We start from the raw sequence: 25,997 nt of genomic DNA, 5'->3' as shown, positions 1-25,997 counted from the left end.
AATGCTTGGGTATGGTTGTTGCTGATTGACAGCCCAGGCAAATCCGCCTGCAACCTCTCAGGAGATTCCCATGGCACGTCCGACCTCCACTCTGGGTGCGATCAGTCTGATTCTGTTGATTATCGGAGGCCTGAACTGGGGCCTGGTAGGAATCGCGAATTTCGATCTGGTCGCCGCGATCTTCGGCGAAGGCTCGATTCTCTCGCGCATCATCTACATTCTGGTCGGCCTGGCAGCGCTGGTCGCCGCTGCCATGTTCACGCGCCTGGTGCGCGTTGCGCCCTAGCACTTTGGCGACGACGTTGTAGGAAGTACCTGCGGCCGCTGCCGTCCGGCGGCCCGCCGCAGGCCGGAATGGCAAGCGGACGGCGTGACAGCATGCCCGTCAGAGCATTCCGCCAGGACCTATTTCGCGCAGCAGCACCTGCTGGCGGTCCGTCAGCGGGCGCATCCGGTTTGGCAGATCGATCGCCACGGTCAGCACCAGGTCCCCGGTGCGCTGCCGCGCCCGATCGTACAGGCCCTGGCCTGGCACGCGGATCACCGTGCCGGCACGGGTCATCGGCGGAATGTCCGCGCTGACGGTCTTGCGAAAACACGGCACGCCGACCCGCCCACCCAGGCATGCCAGCACGAAGTCGATGCGCAATTCGCGCGTCAGATCCAGATCCTCGACCCCGAATACCCGGTCCTTGCGCACATGCACCCGGCACAGCAGATTGCCGTTGGGGCCGCCGTGCAGGCCGGGCCCGCCCATCCCCTTTGCGCGCAGCACCGTGCCATCGATTACCCCCGGCCGGATCTGCACCTGCAGCACCTTGTTGATGCGGATCTTGCCGGTACCGCCGCAGTGCTCGCACGGTTGAGGCTCGGTGCCGCGCCCGGAGCAGTGGTTGCACATCGCCTGCCCGTTGAACAGGCCACGGCGGATTTGCCCGGAACCGCCGCAGTGGCTGCAGGGGCGGTTGCGCATGCCGCTGCCCTCGCAGCGCAGGCAGTCCACCGCCGCGCGCACGCGCGTGGTGGCGGTGCCGCCGAGCACGGCCGTCTCCAGCGGGATACTGGTTTCGCACACGTAGTCGGCGCCCGGCTTGCCGCCGGCCGGCCCCGCTCCGGCGCGCGCGCCGGCCGGGCGTGGCTTGGCTCCGGCATGCTGCCACGCGCGCGGCCCGGCGCGACCGGCTTCGCCAGCGCCGCCGTGCCCATTGCGGGGTGCGCTGCGCTCGGCATCGTAGGCGGACCGGCGTGCCGGATCCTTCAGCGCCGCAAATGCGTGCTGAATCCGCTTGAAACGTTCCTCCGCCGCGCCGGGATTGTCGGGATTCCGATCCGGATGCCAGCGCATGGCCAGCCGCCGGTACGCCAGCCGGATATCCTCCTGACTGGCGGTAATGGCAATGCCTAGCGTCTGGTAATGGTCATGGTACGTCACGGGTCCCTTGTATCAGCCTCCGGCGTGGCGGCATTCCTCCTTTGCCGGCCATCCGGACAATATCGGCAATGGCAGGTGATACTGTAGCCGCTTTCCGCATCCCCCCAATGTGCTCGCCCGCACTCGAAGGGCACACCGCATGGAATTCCGCCACCTTCGCTATTTCCTCGTGCTCGCCGAGGAGCTGCACTTCGGCCGCGCCGCGCGCCGCCTGTCCATCTCGCAGCCGCCGCTGTCGCTCAATATCCAGCAGCTGGAGGCGTCGGTCGGCGCGCGCCTGTTCGAGCGGGACAGCAAGGGCGTGCGGCTGACCGCCGCGGGGCGCGCGTTTCGCGAAGCGGCGCTTGCGCTGATGGCCCAGGCGGAAGATGCACGGCTGCTGGCGCGGCAGATCGAGGCGGGCGCGATCGGGCGGCTGCGTGTCGGCTTCGTCGGCTCGATGCTGTACCGCGGATTGCCGCAGAAGCTGCAGGAATTCGCCCAGCTGCAGCCCGGCATCGAGGTCGCGCTGACCGAACTGAATTCGCAGGAGCAGATCGATGCGCTGCTGCACGACCGGCTCGACGTCGGCTTCATCCACACTGGCCGCGTGCCGGACGAACTGGCGGCGCGGCTGGTTCACCGCGAGCCGTTCGTCTGCTGCATGCCGCAGGGTCATCCCTTGGCCGCGCAGGCAACCGTGCCGCTCAGCGACCTGCGCGAGCAGCCCTTCGTCCTCTTCTCGCGCCATGCCTCTCCGGACTACCACGCCCGTATCGTCGACATGTGCGCTGCCGAGGGGTTCTTCCCGCAGATCCGCCACGAGGTCCGGCACTGGCTGTCGGTGGTGTCGCTGGTTTCGCAAGGGATGGGCGTGGCGGTCGTGCCGGCTGCGCTGCAACGTTCGGCGCTGGCCGGCGCCGAGTTCCGGCCACTGATCTATACCGGCGTCACATCGGACGTGTATTGCGTATGGAAGGCGGGTCCCGACCATCCGGCGCGAAACCGCTTCACGGCGATCTTCCCGGAGCGGGTTCCCGCGGAGCCGGACGAACCGCCCGATGGTGACCGGCGCTAGTCAGCCCGCGTCTCGCGGCCACAGGTTCGGCGTGTAGCGGTTCGCATAGCCGGACACGAAGGGCTTGCGCTCGCCGCTCGCCGGGTCGAAGACGTGACGCCGGATGCGGCCGATATTGCCGCCGTACAGATGGATACTGACCGAGACGCGGTCGTCGAAGGCATTGCGCACGCGGTGGATGTCGCCGCTGGCCGGGGACACGCCGGCCACTTCCCCCGCTCGCAGGACGGTTTCCGGCCTCACCTGCACCAGCGCACCCGTCGACGCAGCGCCGGCGTCCCGCAGCCGGTAAGGCGTCTCCACCTCGGCGCCGCGCAGCACGCCAATCCAGCCCCAGACGGTGTGATCGTGCACCGGCGTCGACTGCCCCGGTCCCCAGACGAAGCTCACCACCGAGAAGCGGTCCAGCGGGTCGCCGTACAGCAGGTACTGCTGATAGTAAGTGGGATGCGGCTGCGCGAACTCGTCCGGCAGCCAGCCATCCTGCTGCACCAGTTCGTGCAACAGCGGTCTGGCGCCCCGCGCCATGGCGTCCGCATCGTTGCGGGTTCGGTCGGCCAGTGCGGCGACGGCGGCGACGAAGTCACGCAGCGCGGTGATGTCGCCCGCCCTCCCCGACACTCGCTCGGCCACCCTCTCGCCTGCCGGGCCGGCAGCGCCCGTAGTGAAAGGTTCGATGCCCATGCCGATCTCCTCCCCCGTTTCGTCGACTCCCGCCCGGTTGTGATCTCCCGTTCATCCCGCTGTTATCTGCAGGGATTCGGCGGTTTCATCCCCGGATGCGTGCAAAGTGATCCGGCGCCATCCCCCACCGCGCCCGGCGGCAAGGGTTTGCGGGTACAATGCAAACGATTCTCATCTGCGTCATAGCGCGCAGGATTCCGACAAAACCAGGCAGGACCAAGGATTCCAGGATTTCCCTATGCGGTTGTCTGATTTGCCGCGGCGTACCGCCGCGATCGTGCAGTCGGTTGACGATAGCACGCCGAACGATCCCGTGGCTCGCCGGCTGCGCGAGCTGGGCTTCGTGCCCGGCGAGGCCGTGCAGATCATTACCGCCGGTCCGTTTGGCAAGGATCCCCTGGTCGCCCAGGTCGGTGCGACGCGCTTCGCGCTGCGGCGGACCGAGGCCGCGCGCGTGACCGTGCAACCCGCGGACGCCACCCGATCCGCCTGAGGCCGTTTTTCGATGACTTCCGCCATGTCCGCAGCACCCGCTGCTCCCCGTGCCACCGATTCCGCCTCGCCGCTGCGCATCGCGCTGGTGGGCAACCCCAATTGCGGCAAGACCGCGCTGTTCAATCGCCTGACCGGCAGCCGCCAGAAGGTCGCCAACTATGCCGGCGTGACCGTCGAGCGCAAGGAGGGCTTCTTCGTGTCGCCTTCGGGCCGGCACGTGCGCATCCTGGATTTGCCCGGCGCCTACAGCCTGCACGCCACCAGCCTGGACGAGGCGATCACCCGCGACATCGTCACCGGCCAGCGCGCCGGCGAACCCGTTCCGGACCTGCTGGTCTCGGTCGTCGACGCGACCAACCTGCGCCTGCACCTGCGCTTCGTGCTCGAACTGCGCCGGCTGGGCCAGCCCATGGTCGTGGTGCTGAACATGAGCGACGCCGCCGAGCGCCGCGGCATCCGCATCGATCACGAGAAGCTGGAAGCGGCGCTGGGCGTGCCGGTGGTCAAGACCGTGGCGGTGCGGCGCGGGGGCGCCGCCAGCCTGCTGGCATTGCTCGATCGGGAGCTGCCGGGTGCGCCCACGGCACCGGTTTCCGCGGTAGCCGACCCGGTCAACGACATCGACGCCCATACCGAAGTCAAGAAGCTGCTCGACGCCGCGGTGACCATGCCGGAAGCGTCGGCCATGCTGGAGGACCGCATCGACCGCATCGTGCTGCATCCGGTGCTGGGCCTGGGCATCCTCGCGGTGCTGCTGTTCCTGATGTTCCAGGCGGTGTTCTCCTGGGCCGAGCCGGCGATGGGCGCCATCGAAGGCGCGGTCGGCTGGGCCGGGGAAATGGTGGGCGGCATGCTGCCCGAGGGACTGCTGCGCAGCCTGCTGGTCGACGGCCTGATTGCCGGCCTGGGCAGCGTGGTGGTGTTCCTGCCGCAGATCCTGATCCTGTTCCTGTTCATCCTGATCCTCGAGGAAAGCGGCTACCTGCCGCGCGCGGCCTTCCTGCTGGACCGGCTGATGGTCGGTGCCGGCCTGTCCGGACGCTCGTTCATCCCGCTCCTGTCGAGCTTCGCCTGCGCGATTCCCGGCATCATGGCGACCCGCTCCATCCAGGACCCGCGCGACCGGCTGACCACCATCCTGGTCGCGCCGCTGATGACCTGCTCGGCGCGCCTGCCGGTCTATGCGCTGCTGATCGCCGCGTTCATTCCGGAACGCACGGTGCTCGGCTGGTTCAATCTGCAGGGCGTGGTGCTGTTCGCACTGTACGTGGCCGGCATCGTCAGCGCGCTCGCCGTGGCCTACGCGCTCAAGTTCTTCCGCCGGGACCGCACCGAGCATCCGCTGCTGATGGAACTGCCGGCGTACCGCGTGCCGAATCCGCGCGACGTGCTGCTCGGCTTGTGGGAACGCGCTCGCATTTTCCTGTCGCGGGTAGGCAAGGTCATCCTCGCGCTGACCGTGCTGCTGTGGTTCCTCGCCACCTTCCCGGCCCCGCCGGAAGGCGCCACCGAGCCGGCAATCGACTATAGCTTCGCCGGCATGATCGGCCGCGCGCTGGAAGTCGTGTTCGCGCCGGTCGGCTTCAACTGGCAGATCTGCATCGCGCTGGTGCCGGGACTGGCCGCTCGTGAAGTCGCGGTCGGCGCGCTGGCGACCGTCTATGCGCTGTCTGGCGGCGAGGAAGAAGTCGCCGCCCAGCTGGCGCCGATGATCGCCGCGCAATGGTCGCTGGCCACCGCGCTCGCACTGCTGGCGTGGTTCGTGTTCGCGCCGCAGTGCATCTCGACGCTGGCCGTGATCCGCCGCGAAACCAACTCGTGGCGCGTGATGGCCGCCTCCACGTTGTATCTGGCCGGGCTCGGCTATATCGCCGCCTTCATCACCTACCGCGTCGCGTTGATGTTCACCTGACGCGCCGCCCTCCGACACGCCATGCCCATGTCGCTCTACCAAGCCTTCGAAGCCCTGCTGGTCCCCGCCATCGTGCTGGTCTGCGCGATCTCGGTGGCGGCGCGCTATATGCCGCGCACGCGGGAGCGCATCAAGGCAGGTCTGGCGGCGAGGTTGGGCGGCGGCAATGCGCAGGGCTGGCGCGCGGCACTGGTGCGCAGGCTGGCGCCTGCGCAAGTCGCCGGTTGCGCCAGCGGCTGCGACAGCGGCGGATGCAATACCTGCGGTTCTGCTACAGGCGCGTCGGCCGCTGCAGGCGGGACGCGCGACCAGCCGCCGCAGGAGCAGACCATCCGCTTCGTGCGCCGGCGTTAAGGCAGTCAAGGACGCCAAGGGCGCTCCCGCGTCATTTGGGCGTACGCAGAAATGGGTACGCTCGCAACCCACGATCGCCATCCCATCTGATCCAGATCAATCGGCGGAGTCCGCGCTACGCCATCCAGCGAAGTGCCTTGCGCTGCATCAAGTCGGGCAACCGCCCTGTCGGCCACACTGGTTCGCAAGTCCGAAAGCAGGACCGATCGACTTGCAACCCTAATCTGGCCCACAGGCTTTGCCATGACAACACGCGAGCTTCTCCCCTCCCGCTTCTCCAGCGCCGCCGCTTCGCGCACGGCCAACCCCTCGGCCCCTCGCCGGGGCTATCGCACGCTGGCAGGCGCCGCACTGCTGGCGCTGCTGCCGCTGGCCGCCATCGCCGACACCGGTGCGCAGGCCGAGGGCAACTGGATGGTCCGGCTGCGCGGCACCTATCTGGACATGGCGGACAAGTCGGACCCGGTCGGCGGCGTGGGCGCCGCCGACCGCATCGGGGTCGACAACAAGTGGATTCCGGAGCTGGATGTCAGCTACTTCTTCACGCCGCATATTGCCGCGGAGCTGGTGCTGACCGTGCCGCAGAAACAGAACGTCTATCTTGACGGCGGCAAGATCGGCACCTTCCGCCATCTGCCGCCCTCGCTGCTGCTGCAGTACCACTTCGCGCCGCACAGCACGTGGCGGCCCTATATCGGCGCGGGTATCAACGCGACCCGCATCTGGGACGCGGAGCTGGCGGGCAACACGCTGGCGCTGGACCGCTGGAGCGTCGGCCCGGTGCTGCAGATCGGCATGGATTACCGGCTCACCCGCAACTGGTTCCTCAACGCCGACATCAAGAAGACCTGGATCTCCAGCGACGTCAAGGCGGCGGGCGCGAAGCTCTCGCAGGCGAAGCTGGACCCGTGGCTGTTCAGCGTCGGTATCGGTTACCGCTTCTGATCGCCGTCCGGGTCCGCGCGGGCTTACCGGAACGCAGGTTCGTCGAAGCTGCGCAGCTTGCGCGAGTGCAGGGCCTCCACGCCGCTCTCGCGCAGGATGCGGATCGCTTCGAGGCCGATGGTCATGTGCTGGCTCACGCGCTGGCGGTAGAACGCATTGGCCATGCCGCGCAGTTTCAGCTCGCCATGCAGCGGCTTGTCGGAAACGCACAGCAAGGTGCCATAGGGCACGCGCAGCCGGAAGCCGTTGGCCGCGACGGTGGCGCTCTCCATATCGATGGCGATGGCGCGCGACTGGTTGAAGCGCGCATACAGCGAGCGTGACTTCAGTTCCCAGTTGCGATCGTCGGTCGATACCACCGTGCCGGTGCGCATGCGCGTCTTCATCTCGGTGCCGGACAGGCCCGTCACCCGCGCCACCGCCTCCTGCAGCGCCACCTGGATTTCCGCGATTGGCGGCACCGGTACCCACGGCGGCAAATCCTGATCCAGCACGTGGTCGTCGCGCACATAGGCGTGGGCGAGCACGTAGTCTCCCAGCTGCTGCGAGCGTCGCAGGCCGCCGCAATGCCCTACCATCATCCAGCAATGCGGCCGCAGCACCGCCAGATGATCGGTCATGGTCTTGGCGTTGGAGGGACCGACGCCGATATTGACCAGCGTGACCCCCAGGCCGTCCTCCCGCACCAGGTGATAGGCCGGCATCTGCGGCAGCGCGCGCGGGTAGAGCGACGCCTCCGGATCGGGCTCGCCAAGGTTCTGCACCACGTCGCCCGGCTCGACGAAACGGACATAGCCGTCGCCGCCGCCCTCGGCCATCAGCGAGCGGCCAAGGGCAACGAACTCGTCGACATAGCGCTGGTAATTGGTGAACAGCACGAAGCGCTGGAAGTGCTGGGGCGCCGTGCCCGTATAGTGGTACAGCCGTTGCAACGCCAGGTCGACCCGCTCGGCGGGAAACAGCGACAGCGGCCAGGCCTGGCCGGGCACCGGCTCATAGGTGCCGTTGGCAATCGCATCGTCGATGCGGCTCAGTTCCGGCAGCACGAACGAGGCGGCCAGTTCGCGCGCCTGCGTGTAGCTGATGTCGGTGGTCGAGGCTTCGATGACGAACGGCAGCGGAATCGGCCGCCGGCTGGTGCCGACCACCACCGGCACGCGGTGATAGCGGATCAGCCGTTCGATCTGGTCCCGGTAGTAGTCGGCGAACAGGTCCGGGCGCGTCAGCGTGGTGCCGTAGACGCCGGGGTACGCGACCGTGCCCCAGGCCGGCCGGCTGTCGGTCACCAGTGTTTCCAGATTGACCGACACACCGAGATAGGGATAGCAGGCGTGGGCCGCCGACGGCAGCGGCGCACCCTGGACGAAGGCTTCGAAGCGCGCCTGGATGGCGGCGACGGAGCGTTGGTAGATCTCGCCGATGCGCGCGAGCGCGGCTTCAGGGTCGGCGAATTCGGCCAGATGATCGGCCGGATGAGCGGAGGAGAGAGTCGGCGCTTGCATGGCGTCGATCATACTCCGCCGCCGGGCCGGCGTGGAGCGAGCGCCCCCCCCGCGCGCCCGCGTCGTCAGGCAGCCCTTACTCCGGCTGGATGTTCGCCGCCTTGATGATGCGGCCCCACTTCTGCGACTCCTCGCCCTGGAATTTCGCCAGTTCGGCCGGCGTGCTGGTGAAGACCTCGGTGCCGGTATTGCGGTAGAACGGCGCGGCGGTCTCGCTGCGGGCGGCCTTGACCATCAGCTCGTTCAGCTTGTTGACCACCGCCGGCGGCGTGTTGGCCGGCGTATAGGCCGCGAACCAGTAGCTCATCTCGTAGCCCTTGACGCCGGCCTCGTCGATGGTCGGCACCTCCGGCGCCAGCGGCGAGCGGCTCTTGCCGGAGACGCCCAGCGCGCGCAGCTTGCCGCTCTTGACCTGCGGCAGACCGGTGGCGGTATCGGTGATCATCATCTGGATCTGGTTGCCCAGCAGATCGGTCACCGCCAGCGGATTGCTCTTGTACGGCACGTGCAGCAGCTTGACGTCCGCCATCTGCTGGAACAGCTCGCCCGCAATCCTCGACGACGAACTGCCGCTGCCGAAGCTCAGCTTGCCGGGCTGTTTCTTTGCCAGCGCGATGAACTCGCCGACGGTCTTGACCGGCAGCTCCGGGTTGACCACCATGATCTGACCGCCCTTGCCCAGTGCCGTGATCGGGGAGAAGTCCTTGACCGGATCGTAGGGCAGCTTCTTGTACAGGTGCTCGTTGGCGGCGTGGGTGGTGTTGGTGGTGATCAGCACCGTGTAACCGTCCGGCGCGGCCTTGGCCACATCGGAGGCGGCGATGAAGCCTTGCGCGCCCGGCTTGTTGTCGACCACCACGGTCACCTTCGAGTCGGTGGTCATCGCCTGCCCGATCGCGCGCGCCAGCTGGTCGGTGGCGCTGCCCGCGGCGAACGGCACGACAAAGCGGATGTTCTTGTCCGGGTACTCGGCCAGGGCCGGGGCCGAGGCGGCGCCCAGCGCGAGCGCCGCTGCCATCAGCGTGCCGATCCGGCGGGCGGCGTGGCGGCCTGTGTGGTGGGACCCCTGTCGAGATGCATGCATGGTTGTCTCCTCTGGCATGTCTGTTTGGATTGGATCGGACCAGCTGGCCCGTTTTATTTCGAACGGGCGATCAGCTGCCCGGCCTCAATCTTGGCGGCATCGGCACCTGCAGTTGCAGCAGCAGGAAGGACAGCGCCTTGCCGTGCGCGTCCAGGTTCAGCGCATCGTTGACGCCGCCGTCCAGCACGCCGTCGAGCACGAAATTCATCGCGTGCAGGGTCGGCACGACATAGCGCCTGACCGACGACGGCTGCCGGTGCCGGAACAGCTCCCTTACCGCATCCTCGGTCACGTGTTGCAGCAGATGCGGGAAGTCGCGCTCGTCGTAGGCGATCACGCTGATATTCGAACGGTCGCCCTTGTCGCCGGTGCGCGCATGCGCAAGCTGGTACAGGCGGATGGTGTCGGTCGTCGTTGTCATTGCTGCTCCATCCGGTAGCCGCTGGCCACTGCATCGCGCGGCACCAGGCAGGACATCGCGTTCAGCCGCCGGCGCAGTCCGGTGCGCACGCCGCCGCCGCCCGCCGGTCCGCAGCAGTACAGCGCATTGACCTCGCGCAGCAGCGCCTCGGCAACACCCTTGTCCTCGTGGGCCAGCGCCACGCGCAAGCGCACATCGGCGACCTGGTCCTCGTCCGGCTGGGGGGCCGACACCCATCGTCCGGCGTCGTCGCCCAGCACGCTGAGCACACCGATCAGGTCCAGGCGAATGGGGACGCCGTGGCCGAGCATGTCCATGCGCCGCCGTACGATCTCGCCGGCCAGGCGCGCGCGCGCTGCCGCGTTCGGCCCGGCATAGGAGATCTCGCCCTCGGCGATCCAGCCGCCCTCGTAGAACAGATTGGCCTTCAACGAATCCGGCCGGGCATGGCCGCGAATATTGCGCACCGCGACGCGGTCCGGCCCGAGCTGTTCGACCATGACCGCGCTGATGTCGGCCACCACGTCCGGCGTCAGATACGCGGCCGGGTCATGCACCTCGTACAGCAGTTGCTCCTTGACGGTACGCAGGTCGACGCATCCGCCAGTGCCGCGAGCCTTGCCGACCTCGATCCCGCCATCGGCATCCAGCCGCACGATCGGGTAGCCGACCGCGTGCACATCGGGCACGTCCTTGATCCCCGGGTCGGCGAAATAGCCGCCGGTAACCTGGGCCCCGCACTCGAGCAGATGGCCTGCCATCGTCCCGCAGGCGAGCCGGTCCCAGTCGTCCCAGGACCAGCCGAAATGCGCCAGCGCCGGGCCGAGCGCCAGGGCCGGGTCGGCGACACGGCCGCACACCACCACCTGCGCGCCGCCACGGATCGCCTCGGCGATGCCGCGCGCGCCGATATAGGCGTTGGCGCAGACGAAGCGGCTCTCGGGAAACGCGTCGCCGAGGATGCCGCGAAGCAGCGTGCGGCCGGTGTCGCCGGACAGGTCGTCGCCGTACACCACGGCCACGCGCGGCACCGGCAAGCCAAGCTCGGCGGCGAGCGCGGCAACGCGGCGCGCCGCGGCCTGCGGATTGGCCGCGCCGAAGTTGCCGACGATGGGAATGCCGTGCTGCATGCACAGCGCCAGCACCGGGCGCAGCAGCGCTTCCAGCAGCGGCTCGTAGCCATGCTCGGGGTCGCTGCGGCGAGCCAGCTGGGCAAGCGCCAGCGTGCGTTCGGCCAGCGTCTCGAAGATCAGCGCCGCGGGACCGCCATCCTCGATCAGCGTGCGCACCACCGGCAAGGCGGCATCGATGCGATCTCCGGAGAAGCCGGCGCCGGAGCCGATGGAAAGCGGAGGAAGCCTGTCTGCCATGGTGGGATTCGCTGCGTTTGAGGCCTGCCCTTTCCGGTCTCGCCGCGCTGTGGGACACGCCGACGGAGCCAGTAAAGGCCTTGGGTCAGCGCATTCTAGGCATAGATACCGATAGCCGAAAAACGGATTATTTGGATTAATCCAGCGATCGGATCGATCAATCGCCTGCCATGAACCTGTCGGTCAAGCACCTGCGCGCCTTCTCGGCGCTGACCCGCGAGCGCAACTTCACGCGCGCCGCGCAATCCTGCCATCTGTCGCAGTCGGCCTTCAGCGCGCTGATCCGCACGCTGGAGGAGCAGGCCGGCACCCGGTTGTTCGAGCGCACCACCCGCTTCGTGGAACTGAGCGCCGAGGGCCGGCGCTTCGAGGAGGTTGCCGAGCGGCTGCTGGCGGACTTCGAAACCGCGTTCGCGGACCTGCGCGACCATGCCGAACGCCGCAAGGGACGGGTCGCCATCGCCGCCCTGCCGTCCATCGCCGCCGGCGACCTGCCGCCGCTTCTGGCCGCCTTCCATCAGCGCTACCCGGGCATTGCGCTGGCCCTGCACGATGTTCTCGCCGACGGCTGCATCGACCTGGTACGACGCGGGCGGGTCGACTTCGCACTGGCCCCCGCGCCCGCACACGATGGCGACCTGCGCATCGAGCCCCTGGTCGCGGACGGCTTTCACGTTGTCTGCCCCGCCGATCATCCGCTCGCGCGCAAGCGGCGCATCCCGCCGTCCGCGCTCGCCGGGCTGCCCTTCATCCATCTGTCCCGCACCAGCAGCGTGCGCCAGCATCTGGACGCGGCGCTGCACCCGATGCGGGTCAACGGAATCATGGAGGTCGAGCATCTGGCCACCGTGGCCGGGCTGGTGGCGGCGGGGCTGGGCATTACCGTGGTGCCGTCGCTGGCGCTGTTCCAGTTCCAGTTGCCGGCGTTGGCCGTGCGGCCCCTGCAAGCGGATTCGCTGGTGCGCGACATCTGCCTGGTGCGGCTGCGCGACCGGGGCGATTCCGCTGCGGCCAGCGCGATGCTGGAGATGCTGTTCGCCCACTTTGGCAAGCCGGTGCCGTTGGGGGTGGCGGGTTAGAACGGGGGGTGAGCTGCCCTCTCCCCCGGCCCTCTCCCCCGGCCCCTCTCCCCCGGCCCCTCTCCCCCGGCCCCTCTCCCCCGGCCCCTCTCCCCCGGCCCCTCTCCCGCAAGCGGGCGAGGGGAGCGAACCGACCGCCGTGTGAAAATCTGCCGGTTTGCTCCCCTCTCCCGCCCAGCGGGAGAGGGGCCGGGGGAGAGGGTGACGTCGCCCGGGCGCGGCAGGAAGGCTATCGCCCCACCAGCGGCAGCCAGTCGGCCACGTCCGGCGCCTGATCCAGCGTCCAGACGCGCTCGATGATGCGGCGCATTTCGTCCGCGCTGGCGCCCTCCCTGAACGCGGCCAATTGCAATGCCTTGTCCTGCAGTTCGGTGCGCGACAGCGTATTGTCGGGATCGCCCTTGGGCACATCGACACGCGCCTGCACGGTGCGGCCGTCGCGCGTGCGAACGGTCACGCGGCCGATCCATTGCCGGGGGTAGGCGGCGTCGATTTCCTCGTCGCGCTCCATCCGCACCAGCTTGCGGAACTGCGCCACGCGAGGATCCTGCAGGGCGTGCTGCTCGAATTGCGCCAGGCCCGCGTGACCATGCCAGGTCACCAGTCCCAGCACCGTGCCCATCGAGAACTTGGCCTGGTGGATGGTGGTCGGGTCTACCACGGGACCAAGCACGTCGATCGCGCCCTGGTGCACGTGCGCCACCACTTCCTCGATCTGCGCAGGGTCGATCCCCTCGCGCGCGAGCGCCGTCTTCAGCGCGTCCGCTGCCGGATGCGTATGCCGGCACGATGCGAAGAACTTGAAGGACGTCTCCGCCAGCGCCCAGCGTTCTCCTAGGCGGTCGGTCAGGCGGGCGGGATCCGCATCGCTGGACATCCCGGCCGCCATGCCCTGCGCCCCCTCGAGAATGCGGCGCGCACCAGTGAAGCCATCGCGGGCCAGCCAGGCCGACATCAGGCCGTCCGCCGCCGCCTTGGCGGTATGCAGCTGCTTGGAGTCGGCTGCGTCGCGCAGGAATTCCCACAGCCCGGCCGCCTGGGTCCCGGCCGAGCCGAGCGCATGGTTCATCTGCGCGCCGTCCAGGCCAAGCAGCCGCGCGACCGCTGCGGCAGCCGCCAGCGTACCCACCGTACCGGTGGTGTGGAATACGCGGTAATGCGAGCGCCCCAGATATTCGCCGATGCGGATGCCGGCCTCATATCCCGCCACCGCCGCGCACAGCAGTTCGGCGCCACTGTGACGGCCGCTCTGCGCTGCGGCCAGCACCGCGGGAAAGACCACGGCGGCCGGATGGAATACCGAGCCGTTGTGCACGTCGTCCTGCTCCACCACATGCGAGGCCGCGCCATTGATCAGCGCCGCGAACCACGGCGACGTCCGGCGCCGATCGACCAGGACCTCGCACGGACCGTCCGCCGGTCCCATGGCGGCGGCGAAGGCTTGCAGCGTGCGCACGGGCGGCGCGTCCTTGCCGGCAAGGGCCGAAGCGATCCAGTCGAGAAAGAGGTCCTTGGCCCGTTCGACCACCGGCGCGGGAATGTCCGCCAGTTCGATGCCCGCCAGGAAGTCGCACAGCTGGCGGGTCGGATACAGGTCGCTGACCGAGCCCGACGCTGCAGGAGTGGCGGGAGTGGCGGAGGCGAGGGTGGCGGCGTCGAGCATGATCGGTCAGCGATGTCGGGTTACGGGCCTGAAGGGGGCGCATCGGGCGGCGCATGGGAACGCCTCGCCAGCAGTATTCCGCAACCGCGCCGCGCTGCACATTCGCCTTTGCCAAAGCACGGCTTAGTGAGAGCCGAGCAGCGCGCGGCAGAAGCCACCCTGCCAGGCCAACGCACACGGCGTCAGACCGGCTCGCGCGCGGCCACGGTCAGGTATTCAACCAGCGTCTCGGCGAACTTCGGCAGCTCCCGGCCGGGGCGGCGCACCAGTTGCAGGTCCCGCCGCGCCCAGTCGTCCTCCAGCCGGATGAAGCGCAGCACCTTGCGGCTGGCATAGCGTCTCGCGCAACTGTTCGGCACGATGGCGATGCCGGCGCCGGCCTCCACCATCCGGCAAACCGCGTCGAAGCTGCCGACCTGGATGCGCAAGCTGATCCGCTTGCCCATGCCGCTGGCGATCCGGTCAAGGAAGGACTGGATCGCGCTGAATTGATTGAGCCCGACGAATCGGCAGGTGTCGACCAGTTCGGCAAAATGCAGCCGCTTGAACTCGGGCAGGGGATGGTTGACCGGCGCGATCACGATCAACTCGTCGCTGCAAAGCTGCATCGCGTCCAGGTCCTGTGTCGCCACCCCGCCGGCGACAATGCCCAGGTCCGCCGCGCCGGCACTGATCGCGGAAACGATCTCTTGCGACAGGTGCTCCTCGAGTTCGACATCGATGTCCGGATTCTCGGAGAGGAAACGCGACAGCGCGGTGGCGAGGAACGAGTTCGTTGCCGTGGTGTTGGCCAGCAGCCGGACCTTTCCTTTCACGCCCTGCGCATAGGGACGCAGGTCCGCATGCAGGCACTCCAGCTCGCGAAACACTTCGCGCGCGTGCAGCAGCAATGCCTCGCCCGCAGGCGTCAGCCGGACCCCCTTGACCTGTCGTATCAACAGCTGGGTCTGAAAGGCTTCCTCCAGTTGCTTGATGCGCGTGCTTGCCGCTGGCAGCGACAGAAAACTGCGCTCGGCCGCGCGTGTCAGGTTCTGTGTTTCGCCGACATTGAGGAAGAGCCGCAGGTCGGTAAGATCGTAGCGCATGGGTGGCGGATGAAATCGGGCAGACCGCGAATTTACCGTATCGCCGCATGGCGACCGGCATCGAGCCAACGCCGCGCCGGCGGCAACCTGTGTGCGTCGACACCGCACTGTTCCTCCGGTATGGCTATCCAAAGGCGTAGCGACGATGGGTACAAACCCTGAACCCAATGTTGCCAACGTCCCCGGCAGCGGCGCCGGCCGCTTCCATCGTCGTCGCGCCACTGCGCGATCGGCGAGGAACAGGAAAATCACCGCTTCGGCAGCGGGCGCGCACGAGGCGGGCACCGCGCCCTCGTTTGCTGGCACTGTCACCGGATGGCTGCCAACCACTGGCCCGTAAATTGCTGAACGATGGCAACGCGGCGTCGTCATTGCGCGCCGCTGGTTCACGCACCGCAACAGAGCGCGCGCGTCTCCTCCAGGGCAAGGGCTTTCCCCAAAGACCGGAACCCCGGATCGAAACCGCCTCTCCAAGCTGCACATCGCGGCACATCGATGGTGCCGGCCGTGGACGCAGTCAGGCAATGGTGCGAACAAGGAGACTGGATTGCATCGACGCATGCAGACCGCAGTCGCTGACCGGCGAATTCTCATGGAGGACTCGCCCTCGCCACAGTCATTGCTGGCGCCAACCGGCACCACGCGCAATGGTGTTGGGCCATTGCCACCAACGCAGCGTGCACCCTTGCCTTGTCGCGACACAGCAGGGTTCCGACACGCAATTCACCGATCGGTTGCGAGATTGCATCAAGCGCGCGTCGCGCTCGCTGTAACCGCAGCAAACGTTACAAACCGGCCTGTGCACCGCCTGCGGGAAAGGTGTAAGGTGTGTTCGACACTGTGCACGCGTCCCCTTCGCGCCGCCGCTCGAACGCGCCGCCGATGCATGCCGATCGCAAGAGGAAGCCGGGCCCGGGAGCTGTCTCATGTGGCCAACGAGTCCTTCCCAGCCGTCGATCTTTGACTATGATGAAGTAAAGCCTTCGCAACATGGTCAGCCTTCCGCCAAGCCGGGGTGGCGGTCTTTCAGGGGCTGATTCGTGGTTTGAAATAGGGCGTCTATCGCAGACGAACACATCGCCTCGGACGTGACTCTGACGGGAGTGAGGTATGGATATTTTCGGCCACTACGCCACGCGCTTCGAAGCTCGCAAGGAAGAGGAATACAGCATCCAGGAGTACCTGGAGATCTGCAAGAAGGATTCCACTGCCTATGCGTCCGCTGCCGAGCGCATGCTGGCTGCGATCGGACAGCCGGAACTCGTGGATACCCACCATGATCCGCGCCTGTCCCGGCTCTTCTTCAACAAGGTCATCAAGATCTATCCCGCATTCCGCGAGTTCTACGGCATGGAGGACACGATCGAGCAGATCGTTTCGTTCTTCAAGCACGCGGCACAGGGCCTGGAGGAACGCAAGCAGATTCTCTATCTGCTCGGGCCTCCCGGCGGCGGCAAGTCCTCCCTGGCCGAGAAGCTGAAGGCATTGATGGAGCAGATTCCCATCTATGCGCTGAAGGGCTCGCCCATCCATGAATCGCCGCTCGGGCTGTTCTCGCCCGAGGAGGACGGCAAGATTCTGGAAGAGGACTACGGCATCCCCAGGCGCTACCTGAATACGATCGCCTCGCCATGGGCGGTCAAGCGCCTGCATGAATTCAATGGCGACATCACTCGCTTCCGCGTGGTCAAGCTGCGGCCTTCCGTGCTGTCGCAGATCGCGATCGCCAAGACGGAACCGGGCGACGAGAACAACCAGGACATCTCGTCGCTGGTGGGCAAGGTGGATATCCGCAAGCTGGAGGATTTCCCGCAGGACGATCCCGATGCGTACTCGTATTCCGGTGGTCTGTGCCTGGCCAACCGCGGCCTGCTCGAGTTCGTCGAGATGTTCAAGGCGCCGATCAAGGTCCTGCACCCGCTGCTGACTGCGACGCAGGAAGGCAACTACAAGGGAACCGAAGGCTTCGGCGCGATTCCTTTCGACGGCGTGATCCTGGCCCACTCGAACGAAGCCGAATGGCAATCATTCAAGGCGGACAAGAACAACGAGGCGTTCCTCGACCGGATCTACATCGTCAAGGTGCCGTACTGCCTGCGTGTGTCCGACGAGGTCAAGATCTACGACAAGCTGATGCGCAGCAGTTCGCTGTCGGCCGCGCCGTGCGCGCCGAACACGCTGAAGATGATGGCGCAGTTCGCGGTGCTCACGCGCATCAAGGAGCCGGAGAATTCCAACATCTTCTCGAAGATGCGCGTCTATGACGGCGAAAGCCTGAAGGACGTGGACCCGAAGGCGAAGTCGTATCAGGAATACCGCGACTACGCCGGCATCGACGAGGGCATGAGCGGATTGTCCACGCGCTTCGCCTTCAAGGTGCTGTCCAAGGTCTTCAACTTCGACAACACCGAAGTGGCGGCCAATCCGGTGCACCTGCTGTACGTGCTCGAACAGCAGATCGAACGCGAGCAGTTCCCGCCGGAGCAGGAAGCCAAGCTGCTGTCGTATATCAAGGAGTATCTGACCACGCCCTATGTCGAGTTCATCGGCAAGGAGATCCAGACGGCGTATCTGGAGTCGTACTCGGAATACGGGCAGAACATCTTCGACCGCTACGTGGTGTTCGCCGATCTGTGGATTCAGGACCAGGAATATCGCGACCCGAACACCGGCGAGATTCTCGACCGCAATGCGCTGAACGACGAACTGGAGAAGGTGGAGAAGCCCGCGGGGATTTCGAATCCCAAGGACTTCCGCAACGAGATCGTCAACTTCGTGCTGCGGGCGCGCGCCAACAACGGCGGCAAGAATCCGAACTGGACCAGCTACGAGAAGCTGCGCATGGTGATCGAGAAGCGGATGTTCTCCACCACCGAGGACTTGCTGCCGGTCATTTCCTTCAACGCCAAGTCGTCGCGCGAGGATCAGGAGAAGCATCAGAACTTCGTCAACCGGATGGTCGAGAAGGGATACACGCCGAAGCAGGTGCGATTGCTGGTCGAATGGTACTTGCGCGTCAGAAAATCATCGTAATGGCGCCGGCACGAGGCCTCTGAACGAGGGCATGATATGGCTACGGTCATAGACAGGCGCGAAAACGGCGGCAACAAGAGTGCCGTCAACAAGCAGCGCTTCATCAAGCGCTATCGGGAACAGATCCGGCAGGCTGTCGCCAAGGCGGTGTCCGGCCGGAAGATCATGGACATCGAACAGAGCGGTCAGGTGTCCATTCCGGTCAAGGATATTTCCGAGCCGGTGTTCCATCACGGCCAGGGTGGCAAACGGGAGTGGATCCACCCTGGCAACAAGAAGTTCATCCGCGGCGACAGTTTCGACCGTCAGCAGCAAGGGGCGGGGGGAACCGGCTCGCGGGCCAGCGACTCGGGGGAAGGCGAAGACGATTTCGTCTTCACCCTGTCGCGGGAAGACTTCCTCAATTTCTTCTTCGAGGACATGGCGCTGCCGGACATGGCCAAGCGCCACCTGGCCAAGATCGCCGAAGTGCGCAAGGTGCGCGCGGGCTACTCGATCGACGGCACGCCGTCGAACCTGTCCGTGCTGCGCACCATGCGCAGCTCGCTCGGGCGGCGCATCGCCTTGTCCAGTCCCTACCAGAAGCGCCTGCGGGCACTGGAGAAGGAGTACGAGGAAACGGTCGAGGAGGACGGCCCCTCGTCGATCCAGGCGCTGGCCATGCAGCAGGAGATTCGCATGCTGCGTGGACGCATCGACCGTGTGCCCTTCATCGAGCGGCTGGATTTGCGTTACAACAACCGCATCCTGAAGAAGCGTCCGCAGGCGCAGGCGGTGATGTTCTGCCTGATGGACGTGTCCGGCTCGATGGACGAGAGCCGCAAGGACCTGGCCAAGCGATTCTTCATGCTGCTGTATCTGTTCCTGAAGCGGAACTACGAGCGCATCGATGTCGTCTTCATTCGTCATCACACCGTGGCAAAGGAAGTCGATGAGGAAGACTTCTTCCACTCGCGCGAGTCAGGCGGTACGGTGGTGTCCAGCGCGCTCAAGCTGATGATCGAGGTCATCCACAGCCGCTACCCGGCCAGCCAGTGGAATATCTACTGTGCGCAGGCGTCCGATGGCGACAATTGGGCGGGAGATTCCGAGCTGTGCGGCCGGCTGCTGCGCGAGGCGATCCTGCCGCTGGTGCAGTACTACGCTTACGTGGAAGTCGCTTCCGAGGAACCGCAGAACCTGTGGGAAGAATATATGGCGGTCAAGGGCTCGCACGAGAACTTCGCCATGCAGCGGATCATTGGGGCCGACGAGATTTATCCGGTGCTGCACGATCTGTTTCAGAAGAAGGCGGCCTGAGGCCGCTTGACACCGGTGCGGCAGACGCACTTGCTGCGCATCGATTCGGAGCGGGATATGGCATACCTTTCTACCGGGTCGGAATGGACCTTCGAGCTGATCCAGCGGTACGACCGCGAGATCGCGCGCATCGCCGCGGACTTTGGCCTGGACACCTATCCGAACCAGATCGAAATCATTACCGCCGAACAGATGCTCGACGCCTATGCGTCCGCGGGGCTGCCGGTCGGATATAACCACTGGTCCTACGGCAAGCATTTCCTTTCGTCCGAACGCAGCTATCAACGCGGGCATATGGGCCTGGCCTACGAGATCGTCATCAACTCCAATCCATGCATCGCCTATCTGATGGAGGAGAACACGATGCCGATGCAGGCGCTGACCATCGCGCATGCCTGCTATGGCCACAATGCCTTCTTCAAAGGCAATTACCTGTTCCGCACCTGGACCAATGCGGACGCCATCGTCGACTATCTGCTGTTTGCCAAGAATTACGTGCAGGAATGCGAGCAGCGCTACGGCGAGCAGGAAGTGGAACTGCTGCTCGACTCCTGCCACGCGCTGCAGAACTACGGCGTGGACCGTTACAAGCGGCCCAAGAAGCTGTCGATCACCGAGGAGCAGGCACGGCAGGCCGAGCGCGAGCACTACCTGCAGATGCAGGTCAACGACCTGTGGCGGACCTTGCCGACGCACCGGCCCCGGCACCTGATCCAGGACGACACCCCGGAGGCGGATCCGACCTTCCCGCCCGAGCCGCAGGAAAACCTGCTGTACTTCATCGAGAAAAACGCGCCGATGCTGGCGCCGTGGCAACGGGAAATCGTTCGCATCGTGCGCAAGGTGGCGCAGTACTTCTATCCGCAGCGCCAGACCAAGGTGATGAACGAGGGCTGGGCCACGTTCTGGCATTACACCATCCTGCACGAGCTGTACGAGCAGAAGCTGGTCAACGACGCCTTCATGATGGAGCTGCTGCAGGCGCATACCAATGTGATCTATCAGTCTCCTTACCATAGCCCGTACTACAGCGGACTGAACCCCTACACATTGGGCTTCCTGATGTTCCAGGACTTGCGCCGCATGTGCGAGCACCCGGAGGAGGAAGATTACCGCTGGGCACCGGAGATCGCCGGGGGCGACTGGCGCAAGACGCTGGACTTCGCCATGCGCAACTTCAAGGATGAGAGCTTCATCCTGCAGTTCCTGTCGCCACGCGTGATTCGCGAACTGAAGCTGTTCTCCGTGCTGGACGATGACCGCGAGAGCAAGCTGCGCGTGACTGCCATCCATGACGATGAAGGCTACCGGCGCATCCGCCAGCTGCTGGCGGCGCAGTACGACCTCTCCAACCTCGAGCCCAACATCCAGGTGACCGGTGTCGACCTCGGCGGGGATCGCTCGCTGACCCTGAGGCATCAGCAGAGCGAGCGCAGGCCCCTCGCCTCGGGATTCGAAGAGGTGATCCGGCATGTCACCCGACTATGGGGATTCACCGTCCGCCTGGAGGTGATCTATGAGGATGGCCGGCGGGAGATCAAGTACGAATGCCGGCCGGAAAAGCGGAGAAAGGCGGCTTAGGAAGAGCCTCGCGGAGGCCTCTTTCAGCGCTGAAACGAAGGCCTTCGCCGGCCCGGCCCTGCGTAGCTCGGTGATACGCCCCGGCGTGGCCCCAGATTTACCGTTTCGCGATCCTACGCGGCCGGCTCCACTCCCTGCGGCAACTCCTGCCCGTTGTCCCCGATGAGCCCGCGATTCGCCGCATCGACCTGTAGCGTCATATAAGGCGACGCCATTCGAATTCCGGCCTGGTCGAACTTGTGCTTCAGCGTGCCGTTGAAGGCCCGCGTGATCTCGAACTGGGCCAGCGGTCGCGTCTTGAACTGGGCGAGGATCACCGGCCCCGACGGGTCGAAGCGATCCAGGCCGAGGATGTCGAGCCCGGACAGCAGCTTGTGCGCATAGCGCACGTCTCCCGCAATCTCGGCGCCAGCCTCGCGGATCAGTGCCACCGCGCGGTCGAAATCGCTGTCGTAGCGCAGCGCGATATTGAATACCGCAAACGCGTGGCCGCGCGAAAGGTTCTTCACCGACTTGATCTGGCTGTACGGCAGCACGTGCAGCGCCCCTTTTGCGTCGCGCAGCTTGACGGTGCGGATCGTCATCGCTTCGACGGTACCGCTATGGTCGGGCAGTTCGATCACATCGCCGATGGCCACCGAATCCTCGATGACCATGAACAGCCCCGTGATCAGGTCCTGGACCAGGGTCTGCGCGCCAAACCCGATCGCCAGGCCGACCACGCCGGCGCCGGCCAGCAGCGGCGTGACGTTGACACCGATGCTGGCCAGCACCGCGATCAGCACGATCACCAGCAGCGCGACCAGCACGGCGTTGCGCAGCAGGGGCAGGATGGTCTTGGCGCGCAGGCTCGGGGGCTGCCCCCTGCCATGGTTGGGCGACAGCGCCTGGGTGATCGCCGTATCGACCAGCAGCCAGACCAGCCACGCCAGCAGCACGGTGCCAAGCGCGCCAAAAATGGCGTCGCCAAAGCGCCTGCCCAGCTCGGTCGATTGCATCAGCTCCAGCATCGAGCTGCCCCAGACGCGGCTCGCCATTTCGATGAAGGTCAACCAGATGCCGATACGCACCAGCGTCATGGCGAAGCGGGCAAAACGCGCGACGTAGATGGAGCGCCGCTGCCAGGGGCGCTGCTGCAGGCCCTGCGACGCCTTGGGCGAGCGGCCGGTGAACACGGTCAGCATCAGCGCGACGACGATCAGCGCCACCGAAATCACGGTGCGGCGCAGATAGTCGTCGGCCTGGCCGGCAACCATCAGCGTACCGATCACCGAAGCGGTGACGATGACCAGCGCGGGAAGATGCCAGGTCGCGCCGATCAGCCGCAACAGGTCGGTCATGGCGGGATGCTGCTGGCGGAAGCCCTGCGGCCGGTTGGCAATCAGATGCCCGACCGGGCGACGGAAACGGATGCAGAACCAGGCCATCAGCAGGGCGGCGGCGACATTGGCCAGCGTCGACGCCACGGCGGCGGCGTTCACGCCGAGTGCGGCGACCATGTGCGCATTGATCGCGGCATCGCCGAACGCTGCCATTGCGCCGATGGCGAACAGCAGCGTGCGTGAATGGCCATGCAGGTCGCGCACCGCGGCCTGACGATGCGAGCCGGAGAAGACGGCGAACAAGGTTTGCGACACCGCCGACAGCACCGCGCCGACCACCACCGAGTAAGCCAGTGCCATCGCAATCAGTCCGGCCGGCGACTGCAGCGACAGCCGCGAGGTGACCCAGATGGTCACGCCGAAGGCCACTGCCAGCGGGCCGACATGCCGCAGCATATAGATGGCGACATCGGTCCATGACGGCACCGGGGGCAATCCCTGGCGGGGTCCTTGCCGTGCTGCGCCGGTCCCGGCGGCGGCCTGAGCGGCGGCTTGTGCACCGGCTTGAGCGGCGGCTTGTGCGGCGGCGTCGGCCACCGTCTCGGGCGCGGCTGCCCGCGGCCCTGCCGCCCCCGCGCCCCGTGGCCTGGTGCGCTGCAGCCAGCGCTTGCCCGGCCACCGGGCACGCGCAGCGCCGGCATGCAGCAACGCGGCGATGGCCACCCAGCCCCCAAGCACCACCACGAACATCTGCAACGACACCATCGGATTGCCGGCGCCATGGCTATGCAGCGCGCTACGCAGCTCATCCCGGGCGAAGCGCAGCCGCCAGCCCCAGTAGTGCCATGGCCCGCGGTCCTTGCGCAAACGGTCGTCAACCTGCTCGACCGCGTCGGCGATGGCGCCGACCAGACCGTCGCCGCCTGCGTCCGCCTCGGACGCAGGCACCTGGGCCGCGCTGGCGCCGCCCGCCACGCCTTCGCGCAGGGCCTGGAGCTGCCCAACCAGGGCTTCGCGCTGGCGCTCGTCCTGCAGTGCCTGGATGACATGGTCGATCGACTGCGCCAGAGGGGCGCTCGCCGGGGCAGCCGAAGCGCCGGGTTCCGCCGCGCCCGGGGTGGACGCGGCAGCGGATTGCTGGGCAAAGGCGGGCAGCGACGTGCACAGCAGCAGGAGCGCCATCGCCAGCCAATGCGGCAAGGACAGGCGCAATGGAACGGAGAGCGTGCCAGCAAGCATTGACGTTCTCGGAGTGGGACAGCAGCGGAGGGCCGGACACCGTGCGCGGTGTTGGCGAAACCCGGTGGCCAGACGGCACACCCTATCCGGGGCACTGTAGCCGATGGTGGACGGCGCCGGCACCGGAGATTGGCCGACATGCCGGTTCCGGCACCCGCCCGACATCCGGCCGCCAGCGCCGCAACGCCCCCGGACCGGTCGTGCCCGGGCTGGCCCGTCCCTTGCTCGCACCTGAGTGGTGCGGCCAACGCCGGCGCCGCAGAAGTGCTACTCTAGCTTCCCACTTCTTCAGGAGGTTGGCCGTGCCCCGCAAGACTCCCATCGAGCGTTACCGCAACATCGGCATCAGCGCGCACATCGACGCCGGCAAGACCACCACGACGGAACGCATCCTGTTCTATACCGGGGTCAGCCACAAGCTCGGCGAAGTACACGAGGGCGCCGCGACCATGGACTGGATGGAGCAGGAACAGGAACGCGGCATCACGATCACGTCGGCTGCGACCACCGTGTTCTGGAAGGGCATGGCCGGCAACTATCCCGAGCATCGGATCAACATCATCGACACGCCTGGGCACGTCGACTTCACCATCGAGGTCGAGCGCTCGATGCGCGTACTCGACGGCGCCTGCATGGTCTACGATGCCGTCGGCGGCGTGCAGCCACAGTCGGAGACGGTCTGGCGCCAGGCCAACAAGTACAAGGTGCCGCGCATCGCGTTCGTCAACAAGATGGACCGTGTCGGCGCCGACTTCTTCCGGGTGCGCGAGCAGATCGCCGAACGGCTCAAGGGCGTGGCGGTGCCGGTGCAGATTCCCATTGGCGCCGAGGATCACTTCCTGGGTGTGGTCGATCTGGTCAGGATGCAGGCAATCGTCTGGGACGAGGCGAGCCAGGGTGTGCGCTTCGAGTACCGCGAGATCCCGGCCGAACTCGTCGAGACGGCCAATACATGGCGCGAGCGCATGGTCGAGGCCGCGGCCGAGGCCAACGAGACGCTGCTGGACAAGTACCTGGGCGGCGAACCGCTGACCGAGGCGGAGATCAAGAGCGCGCTGCGCCAGCGCACCATCGCCAACGAGATCGTGCCGATGCTGTGCGGCAGCGCGTTCAAGAACAAGGGCGTGCAGGCGATGCTGGACGCCGTGGTGGACTACCTGCCCTCCCCCGCCGATGTGCCGGCGATCCTCGGCCACACCGAGGACGACGGCGAAGCCGAACGTCATCCGAACGACGACGAGCCCTTCTCGGCGCTGGCCTTCAAGATCATGACCGATCCGTTTGTCGGGCAACTGATCTTCTTCCGGGTCTATTCCGGCGTGGTCAACTCCGGCGACACGGTCTACAACCCGGTGAAGTCCAGGCGCGAGCGGCTGGGACGCATCCTGCAGATGCACGCCAACACGCGCAACGAGATCAAGGAAGTGCGTGCCGGCGATATCGCCGCGGCCGTGGGGCTGAAGGAAGCGACCACGGGCGACACGCTGTGCGACCCGGCCAACGTGATCATCCTCGAACGGATGATTTTCCCCGAGCCGGTGATCTCGCAGGCAGTGGAGCCGAAGACCAAGGCCGACCAGGAGAAGATGGGCATCGCGCTGAACCGGCTGGCACAGGAAGATCCGTCGTTCCGGGTCAAGACCGACGAGGAATCGGGACAGACCATCATTTCCGGCATGGGCGAGCTGCATCTGGAAATCCTGGTGGACCGGATGAAGCGCGAGTTCAACGTCGAGGCGTCGGTCGGCAAGCCGCAGGTCGCCTACCGCGAGACCATCCGGCAGGCGGTCAAGGATGTCGAAGGCAAGTTCATCAAGCAGTCGGGCGGGCGCGGCCAGTACGGCCACGTGGTGATCGACCTGGAGCCGCAGCCGCAGGGCAAGGGCTACGAGTTCGTCGACGCAATCAAGGGCGGCGTGGTGCCGCGCGAGTACATCCCGGCGGTGGACAAGGGCATCCAGGACACGCTGAACGCCGGCATCCTGGCCGGCTTCCCGGTGGTGGACGTCAAGGTGACGCTGGTGTTCGGCTCGTACCACGACGTCGATTCGAACGAGAACGCGTTCCGGATGGCGGGCTCGATGGCATTCAAGGACGCGATGCGCCGCGCCCGTCCGGTGCTGCTCGAACCGATGATGTCGGTGGAAGTGGAGACGCCCGAGGAGTTCACCGGCAACGTGATGGGCGACCTGTCGTCGCGGCGCGGCATCGTGCACGGCATGGACGAGATCGCCGGTGGCGGCGGCAAGATCGTGCGCGCCGAAGTGCCGCTGGCGGAGATGTTCGGCTATTCGACCTCGCTGCGTTCGCTGACGCAGGGCCGCGCGACCTTCACGATGGAGTTCAAGCACTACGCCGAGGCGCCGGTCAACGTGTCGGAGACGGTGATGAGCGCCAGGCGCTAGCCTGCCTGCCGGGTCGCAGGCAAGGCAGCCGCCCT

General features: G+C 66.5%; 20 protein-coding genes. 11 read left to right on the top strand and 9 right to left on the bottom strand.

Annotated features, from left to right (window positions below; all coding sequences use genetic code 11):
• The first annotated feature begins 70 nt into the window (after positions 1-70).
• A complete protein-coding gene (locus K6V06_RS07955) occupies positions 71-286 on the top strand; it encodes a DUF378 domain-containing protein (RefSeq protein WP_222241851.1) in 216 nt (71 codons plus the stop codon).
• A gap of 99 nt (positions 287-385) precedes the next feature.
• On the opposite strand, the gene K6V06_RS07950 is transcribed toward K6V06_RS07955, so the two are convergent.
• Positions 386-1,432 (bottom strand): J domain-containing protein, encoded by a 1,047-nt coding sequence (locus K6V06_RS07950; RefSeq protein ID WP_222241849.1) that lies wholly within the window; start codon positions 1,430-1,432, stop codon positions 386-388.
• Positions 1,433-1,571: 139 nt separating this feature from the next.
• On the opposite strand from K6V06_RS07950, the gene K6V06_RS07945 reads away from it, so the two are divergent.
• Positions 1,572-2,489 (top strand): LysR substrate-binding domain-containing protein, encoded by a 918-nt coding sequence (locus K6V06_RS07945; protein WP_222241847.1) that lies wholly within the window; start codon positions 1,572-1,574, stop codon positions 2,487-2,489.
• Here the strand turns inward: K6V06_RS07945 and K6V06_RS07940 are convergent, their stop codons facing one another.
• On the bottom strand, positions 2,490-3,173 hold the full coding sequence (locus tag K6V06_RS07940) for a cysteine dioxygenase (protein ID WP_222241845.1): 684 nt from the start codon (positions 3,171-3,173) through the stop codon (positions 2,490-2,492).
• 238 nt (positions 3,174-3,411) lie between these two features.
• Here K6V06_RS07940 and K6V06_RS07935 point away from each other — a divergent pair, with 238 nt between their 5' ends.
• The 4 genes from K6V06_RS07935 to K6V06_RS07920 all read left to right on the top strand — a co-directional run bounded on the left by K6V06_RS07935 (position 3,412) and on the right by K6V06_RS07920 (position 6,879).
• Positions 3,412-3,666, top strand: a complete 255-nt coding sequence (locus K6V06_RS07935) for a FeoA family protein (RefSeq protein WP_222241843.1) — start codon at positions 3,412-3,414, stop codon at positions 3,664-3,666.
• A gap of 24 nt (positions 3,667-3,690) precedes the next feature.
• Positions 3,691-5,580 carry a ferrous iron transporter B gene (locus K6V06_RS07930; protein WP_222241841.1) on the top strand — a complete coding sequence of 630 codons (1,890 nt, stop codon included), beginning with the start codon at positions 3,691-3,693 and terminating at the stop codon, positions 5,578-5,580.
• 27 nt (positions 5,581-5,607) lie between these two features.
• Positions 5,608-5,934, top strand: coding sequence for a DUF6587 family protein (locus tag K6V06_RS07925; protein ID WP_222241839.1), 327 nt, complete (start codon positions 5,608-5,610; stop codon positions 5,932-5,934).
• A 243-nt stretch (positions 5,935-6,177) separates the two neighbouring features.
• Positions 6,178-6,879, top strand: a complete 702-nt coding sequence (locus K6V06_RS07920) for an OmpW family protein (RefSeq protein ID WP_222241837.1) — start codon at positions 6,178-6,180, stop codon at positions 6,877-6,879.
• 23 nt (positions 6,880-6,902) lie between these two features.
• On the opposite strand, the gene K6V06_RS07915 is transcribed toward K6V06_RS07920, so the two are convergent.
• The 4 genes from K6V06_RS07915 to K6V06_RS07900 all read right to left on the bottom strand — a co-directional run bounded on the left by K6V06_RS07915 (position 6,903) and on the right by K6V06_RS07900 (position 11,256).
• Complete coding sequence (locus tag K6V06_RS07915; RefSeq protein ID WP_222241835.1) at positions 6,903-8,393, bottom strand: AMP nucleosidase; 1,491 nt, start codon at positions 8,391-8,393, stop codon at positions 6,903-6,905.
• 64 nt (positions 8,394-8,457) lie between these two features.
• Positions 8,458-9,399, bottom strand: coding sequence for a tripartite tricarboxylate transporter substrate binding protein (locus K6V06_RS07910; RefSeq protein WP_222242032.1), 942 nt, complete (start codon positions 9,397-9,399; stop codon positions 8,458-8,460).
• 136 nt (positions 9,400-9,535) lie between these two features.
• Complete coding sequence (locus tag K6V06_RS07905) at positions 9,536-9,886, bottom strand: hypothetical protein (protein ID WP_222241834.1); 351 nt, start codon at positions 9,884-9,886, stop codon at positions 9,536-9,538.
• Positions 9,883-11,256 carry an acyclic terpene utilization AtuA family protein gene (locus K6V06_RS07900; protein ID WP_222241832.1) on the bottom strand — a complete coding sequence of 458 codons (1,374 nt, stop codon included), beginning with the start codon at positions 11,254-11,256 and terminating at the stop codon, positions 9,883-9,885. Before K6V06_RS07900 ends, K6V06_RS07905 begins: the two co-directional genes overlap by 4 nt.
• Before the next feature lie 170 nt (positions 11,257-11,426).
• Between K6V06_RS07900 and K6V06_RS07895 the strand changes: the two genes are divergently transcribed.
• The gene (locus K6V06_RS07895) at positions 11,427-12,335 is read left to right on the top strand and encodes a LysR family transcriptional regulator (RefSeq protein WP_222241829.1); all 909 of its coding nucleotides are present in this window, start codon (positions 11,427-11,429) and stop codon (positions 12,333-12,335) included.
• A 229-nt stretch (positions 12,336-12,564) separates the two neighbouring features.
• Here the strand turns inward: K6V06_RS07895 and K6V06_RS07890 are convergent, their stop codons facing one another.
• Together K6V06_RS07890 and K6V06_RS07885 are read right to left on the bottom strand one after the other, a co-directional pair.
• Positions 12,565-13,998, bottom strand: a complete 1,434-nt coding sequence (locus K6V06_RS07890; protein WP_222241827.1) for an MmgE/PrpD family protein — start codon at positions 13,996-13,998, stop codon at positions 12,565-12,567.
• A 182-nt stretch (positions 13,999-14,180) separates the two neighbouring features.
• The gene (locus K6V06_RS07885) at positions 14,181-15,083 is read right to left on the bottom strand and encodes a LysR substrate-binding domain-containing protein (RefSeq protein WP_222241825.1); all 903 of its coding nucleotides are present in this window, start codon (positions 15,081-15,083) and stop codon (positions 14,181-14,183) included.
• Between the two features lie 1,110 nt (positions 15,084-16,193).
• Here K6V06_RS07885 and K6V06_RS07880 point away from each other — a divergent pair.
• The 3 genes from K6V06_RS07880 to K6V06_RS07870 are packed head-to-tail and all read left to right on the top strand — an operon-like array spanning position 16,194 to position 20,996.
• Complete coding sequence (locus tag K6V06_RS07880) at positions 16,194-18,116, top strand: PrkA family serine protein kinase (protein WP_222241823.1); 1,923 nt, start codon at positions 16,194-16,196, stop codon at positions 18,114-18,116.
• A 36-nt stretch (positions 18,117-18,152) separates the two neighbouring features.
• A complete protein-coding gene (locus K6V06_RS07875; RefSeq protein ID WP_222241821.1) occupies positions 18,153-19,415 on the top strand; it encodes a YeaH/YhbH family protein in 1,263 nt (420 codons plus the stop codon).
• A 57-nt stretch (positions 19,416-19,472) separates the two neighbouring features.
• Entirely contained in the window at positions 19,473-20,996 is a 1,524-nt protein-coding gene (locus K6V06_RS07870; protein ID WP_222241819.1) for a SpoVR family protein, read from the top strand.
• A 113-nt stretch (positions 20,997-21,109) separates the two neighbouring features.
• Here the strand turns inward: K6V06_RS07870 and K6V06_RS07865 are convergent, their stop codons facing one another.
• Positions 21,110-23,557 carry a mechanosensitive ion channel domain-containing protein gene (locus K6V06_RS07865; RefSeq protein ID WP_255581690.1) on the bottom strand — a complete coding sequence of 816 codons (2,448 nt, stop codon included), beginning with the start codon at positions 23,555-23,557 and terminating at the stop codon, positions 21,110-21,112.
• 302 nt (positions 23,558-23,859) lie between these two features.
• On the opposite strand from K6V06_RS07865, the gene fusA reads away from it, so the two are divergent.
• Entirely contained in the window at positions 23,860-25,962 is a 2,103-nt protein-coding gene (fusA, locus tag K6V06_RS07860; RefSeq protein WP_222241817.1) for an elongation factor G, read from the top strand.
• Positions 25,963-25,997: the final 35 nt, after the last annotated feature.

This window comes from Cupriavidus sp. AU9028 (genome assembly GCF_019795295.1).
Lineage (GTDB): Bacteria > Pseudomonadota > Gammaproteobacteria > Burkholderiales > Burkholderiaceae > Cupriavidus.
This window is presented reverse-complemented; position numbering and strand designations above follow the sequence as displayed.

What these genes read in the sequence shown, in the direction of transcription:
- K6V06_RS07955 (WP_222241851.1), top strand. Translation starts at nt 71, where the DNA reads ATGGCACGTCCGACCTCCACTCTGGGTGCGATCAGTCTGATTCTGTTG.
- K6V06_RS07945 (WP_222241847.1), top strand. Translation starts at nt 1,572, where the DNA reads ATGGAATTCCGCCACCTTCGCTATTTCCTCGTGCTCGCCGAGGAGCTG.
- K6V06_RS07940 (WP_222241845.1), bottom strand. Translation starts at nt 3,173, where the DNA reads ATGGGCATCGAACCTTTCACTACGGGCGCTGCCGGCCCGGCAGGCGAG.
- K6V06_RS07935 (WP_222241843.1), top strand. Translation starts at nt 3,412, where the DNA reads ATGCGGTTGTCTGATTTGCCGCGGCGTACCGCCGCGATCGTGCAGTCG.
- K6V06_RS07930 (WP_222241841.1), top strand. Translation starts at nt 3,691, where the DNA reads ATGTCCGCAGCACCCGCTGCTCCCCGTGCCACCGATTCCGCCTCGCCG.
- K6V06_RS07925 (WP_222241839.1), top strand. Translation starts at nt 5,608, where the DNA reads ATGTCGCTCTACCAAGCCTTCGAAGCCCTGCTGGTCCCCGCCATCGTG.
- K6V06_RS07920 (WP_222241837.1), top strand. Translation starts at nt 6,178, where the DNA reads ATGACAACACGCGAGCTTCTCCCCTCCCGCTTCTCCAGCGCCGCCGCT.
- K6V06_RS07915 (WP_222241835.1), bottom strand. Translation starts at nt 8,393, where the DNA reads ATGATCGACGCCATGCAAGCGCCGACTCTCTCCTCCGCTCATCCGGCC.
- K6V06_RS07910 (WP_222242032.1), bottom strand. Translation starts at nt 9,399, where the DNA reads ATGGCAGCGGCGCTCGCGCTGGGCGCCGCCTCGGCCCCGGCCCTGGCC.
- K6V06_RS07905 (WP_222241834.1), bottom strand. Translation starts at nt 9,886, where the DNA reads ATGACAACGACGACCGACACCATCCGCCTGTACCAGCTTGCGCATGCG.
- K6V06_RS07900 (WP_222241832.1), bottom strand. Translation starts at nt 11,256, where the DNA reads ATGGCAGACAGGCTTCCTCCGCTTTCCATCGGCTCCGGCGCCGGCTTC.
- K6V06_RS07895 (WP_222241829.1), top strand. Translation starts at nt 11,427, where the DNA reads ATGAACCTGTCGGTCAAGCACCTGCGCGCCTTCTCGGCGCTGACCCGC.
- K6V06_RS07890 (WP_222241827.1), bottom strand. Translation starts at nt 13,998, where the DNA reads ATGCTCGACGCCGCCACCCTCGCCTCCGCCACTCCCGCCACTCCTGCA.
- K6V06_RS07885 (WP_222241825.1), bottom strand. Translation starts at nt 15,083, where the DNA reads ATGCGCTACGATCTTACCGACCTGCGGCTCTTCCTCAATGTCGGCGAA.
- K6V06_RS07880 (WP_222241823.1), top strand. Translation starts at nt 16,194, where the DNA reads ATGGATATTTTCGGCCACTACGCCACGCGCTTCGAAGCTCGCAAGGAA.
- K6V06_RS07875 (WP_222241821.1), top strand. Translation starts at nt 18,153, where the DNA reads ATGGCTACGGTCATAGACAGGCGCGAAAACGGCGGCAACAAGAGTGCC.
- K6V06_RS07870 (WP_222241819.1), top strand. Translation starts at nt 19,473, where the DNA reads ATGGCATACCTTTCTACCGGGTCGGAATGGACCTTCGAGCTGATCCAG.
- K6V06_RS07865 (WP_255581690.1), bottom strand. Translation starts at nt 23,557, where the DNA reads ATGCTTGCTGGCACGCTCTCCGTTCCATTGCGCCTGTCCTTGCCGCAT.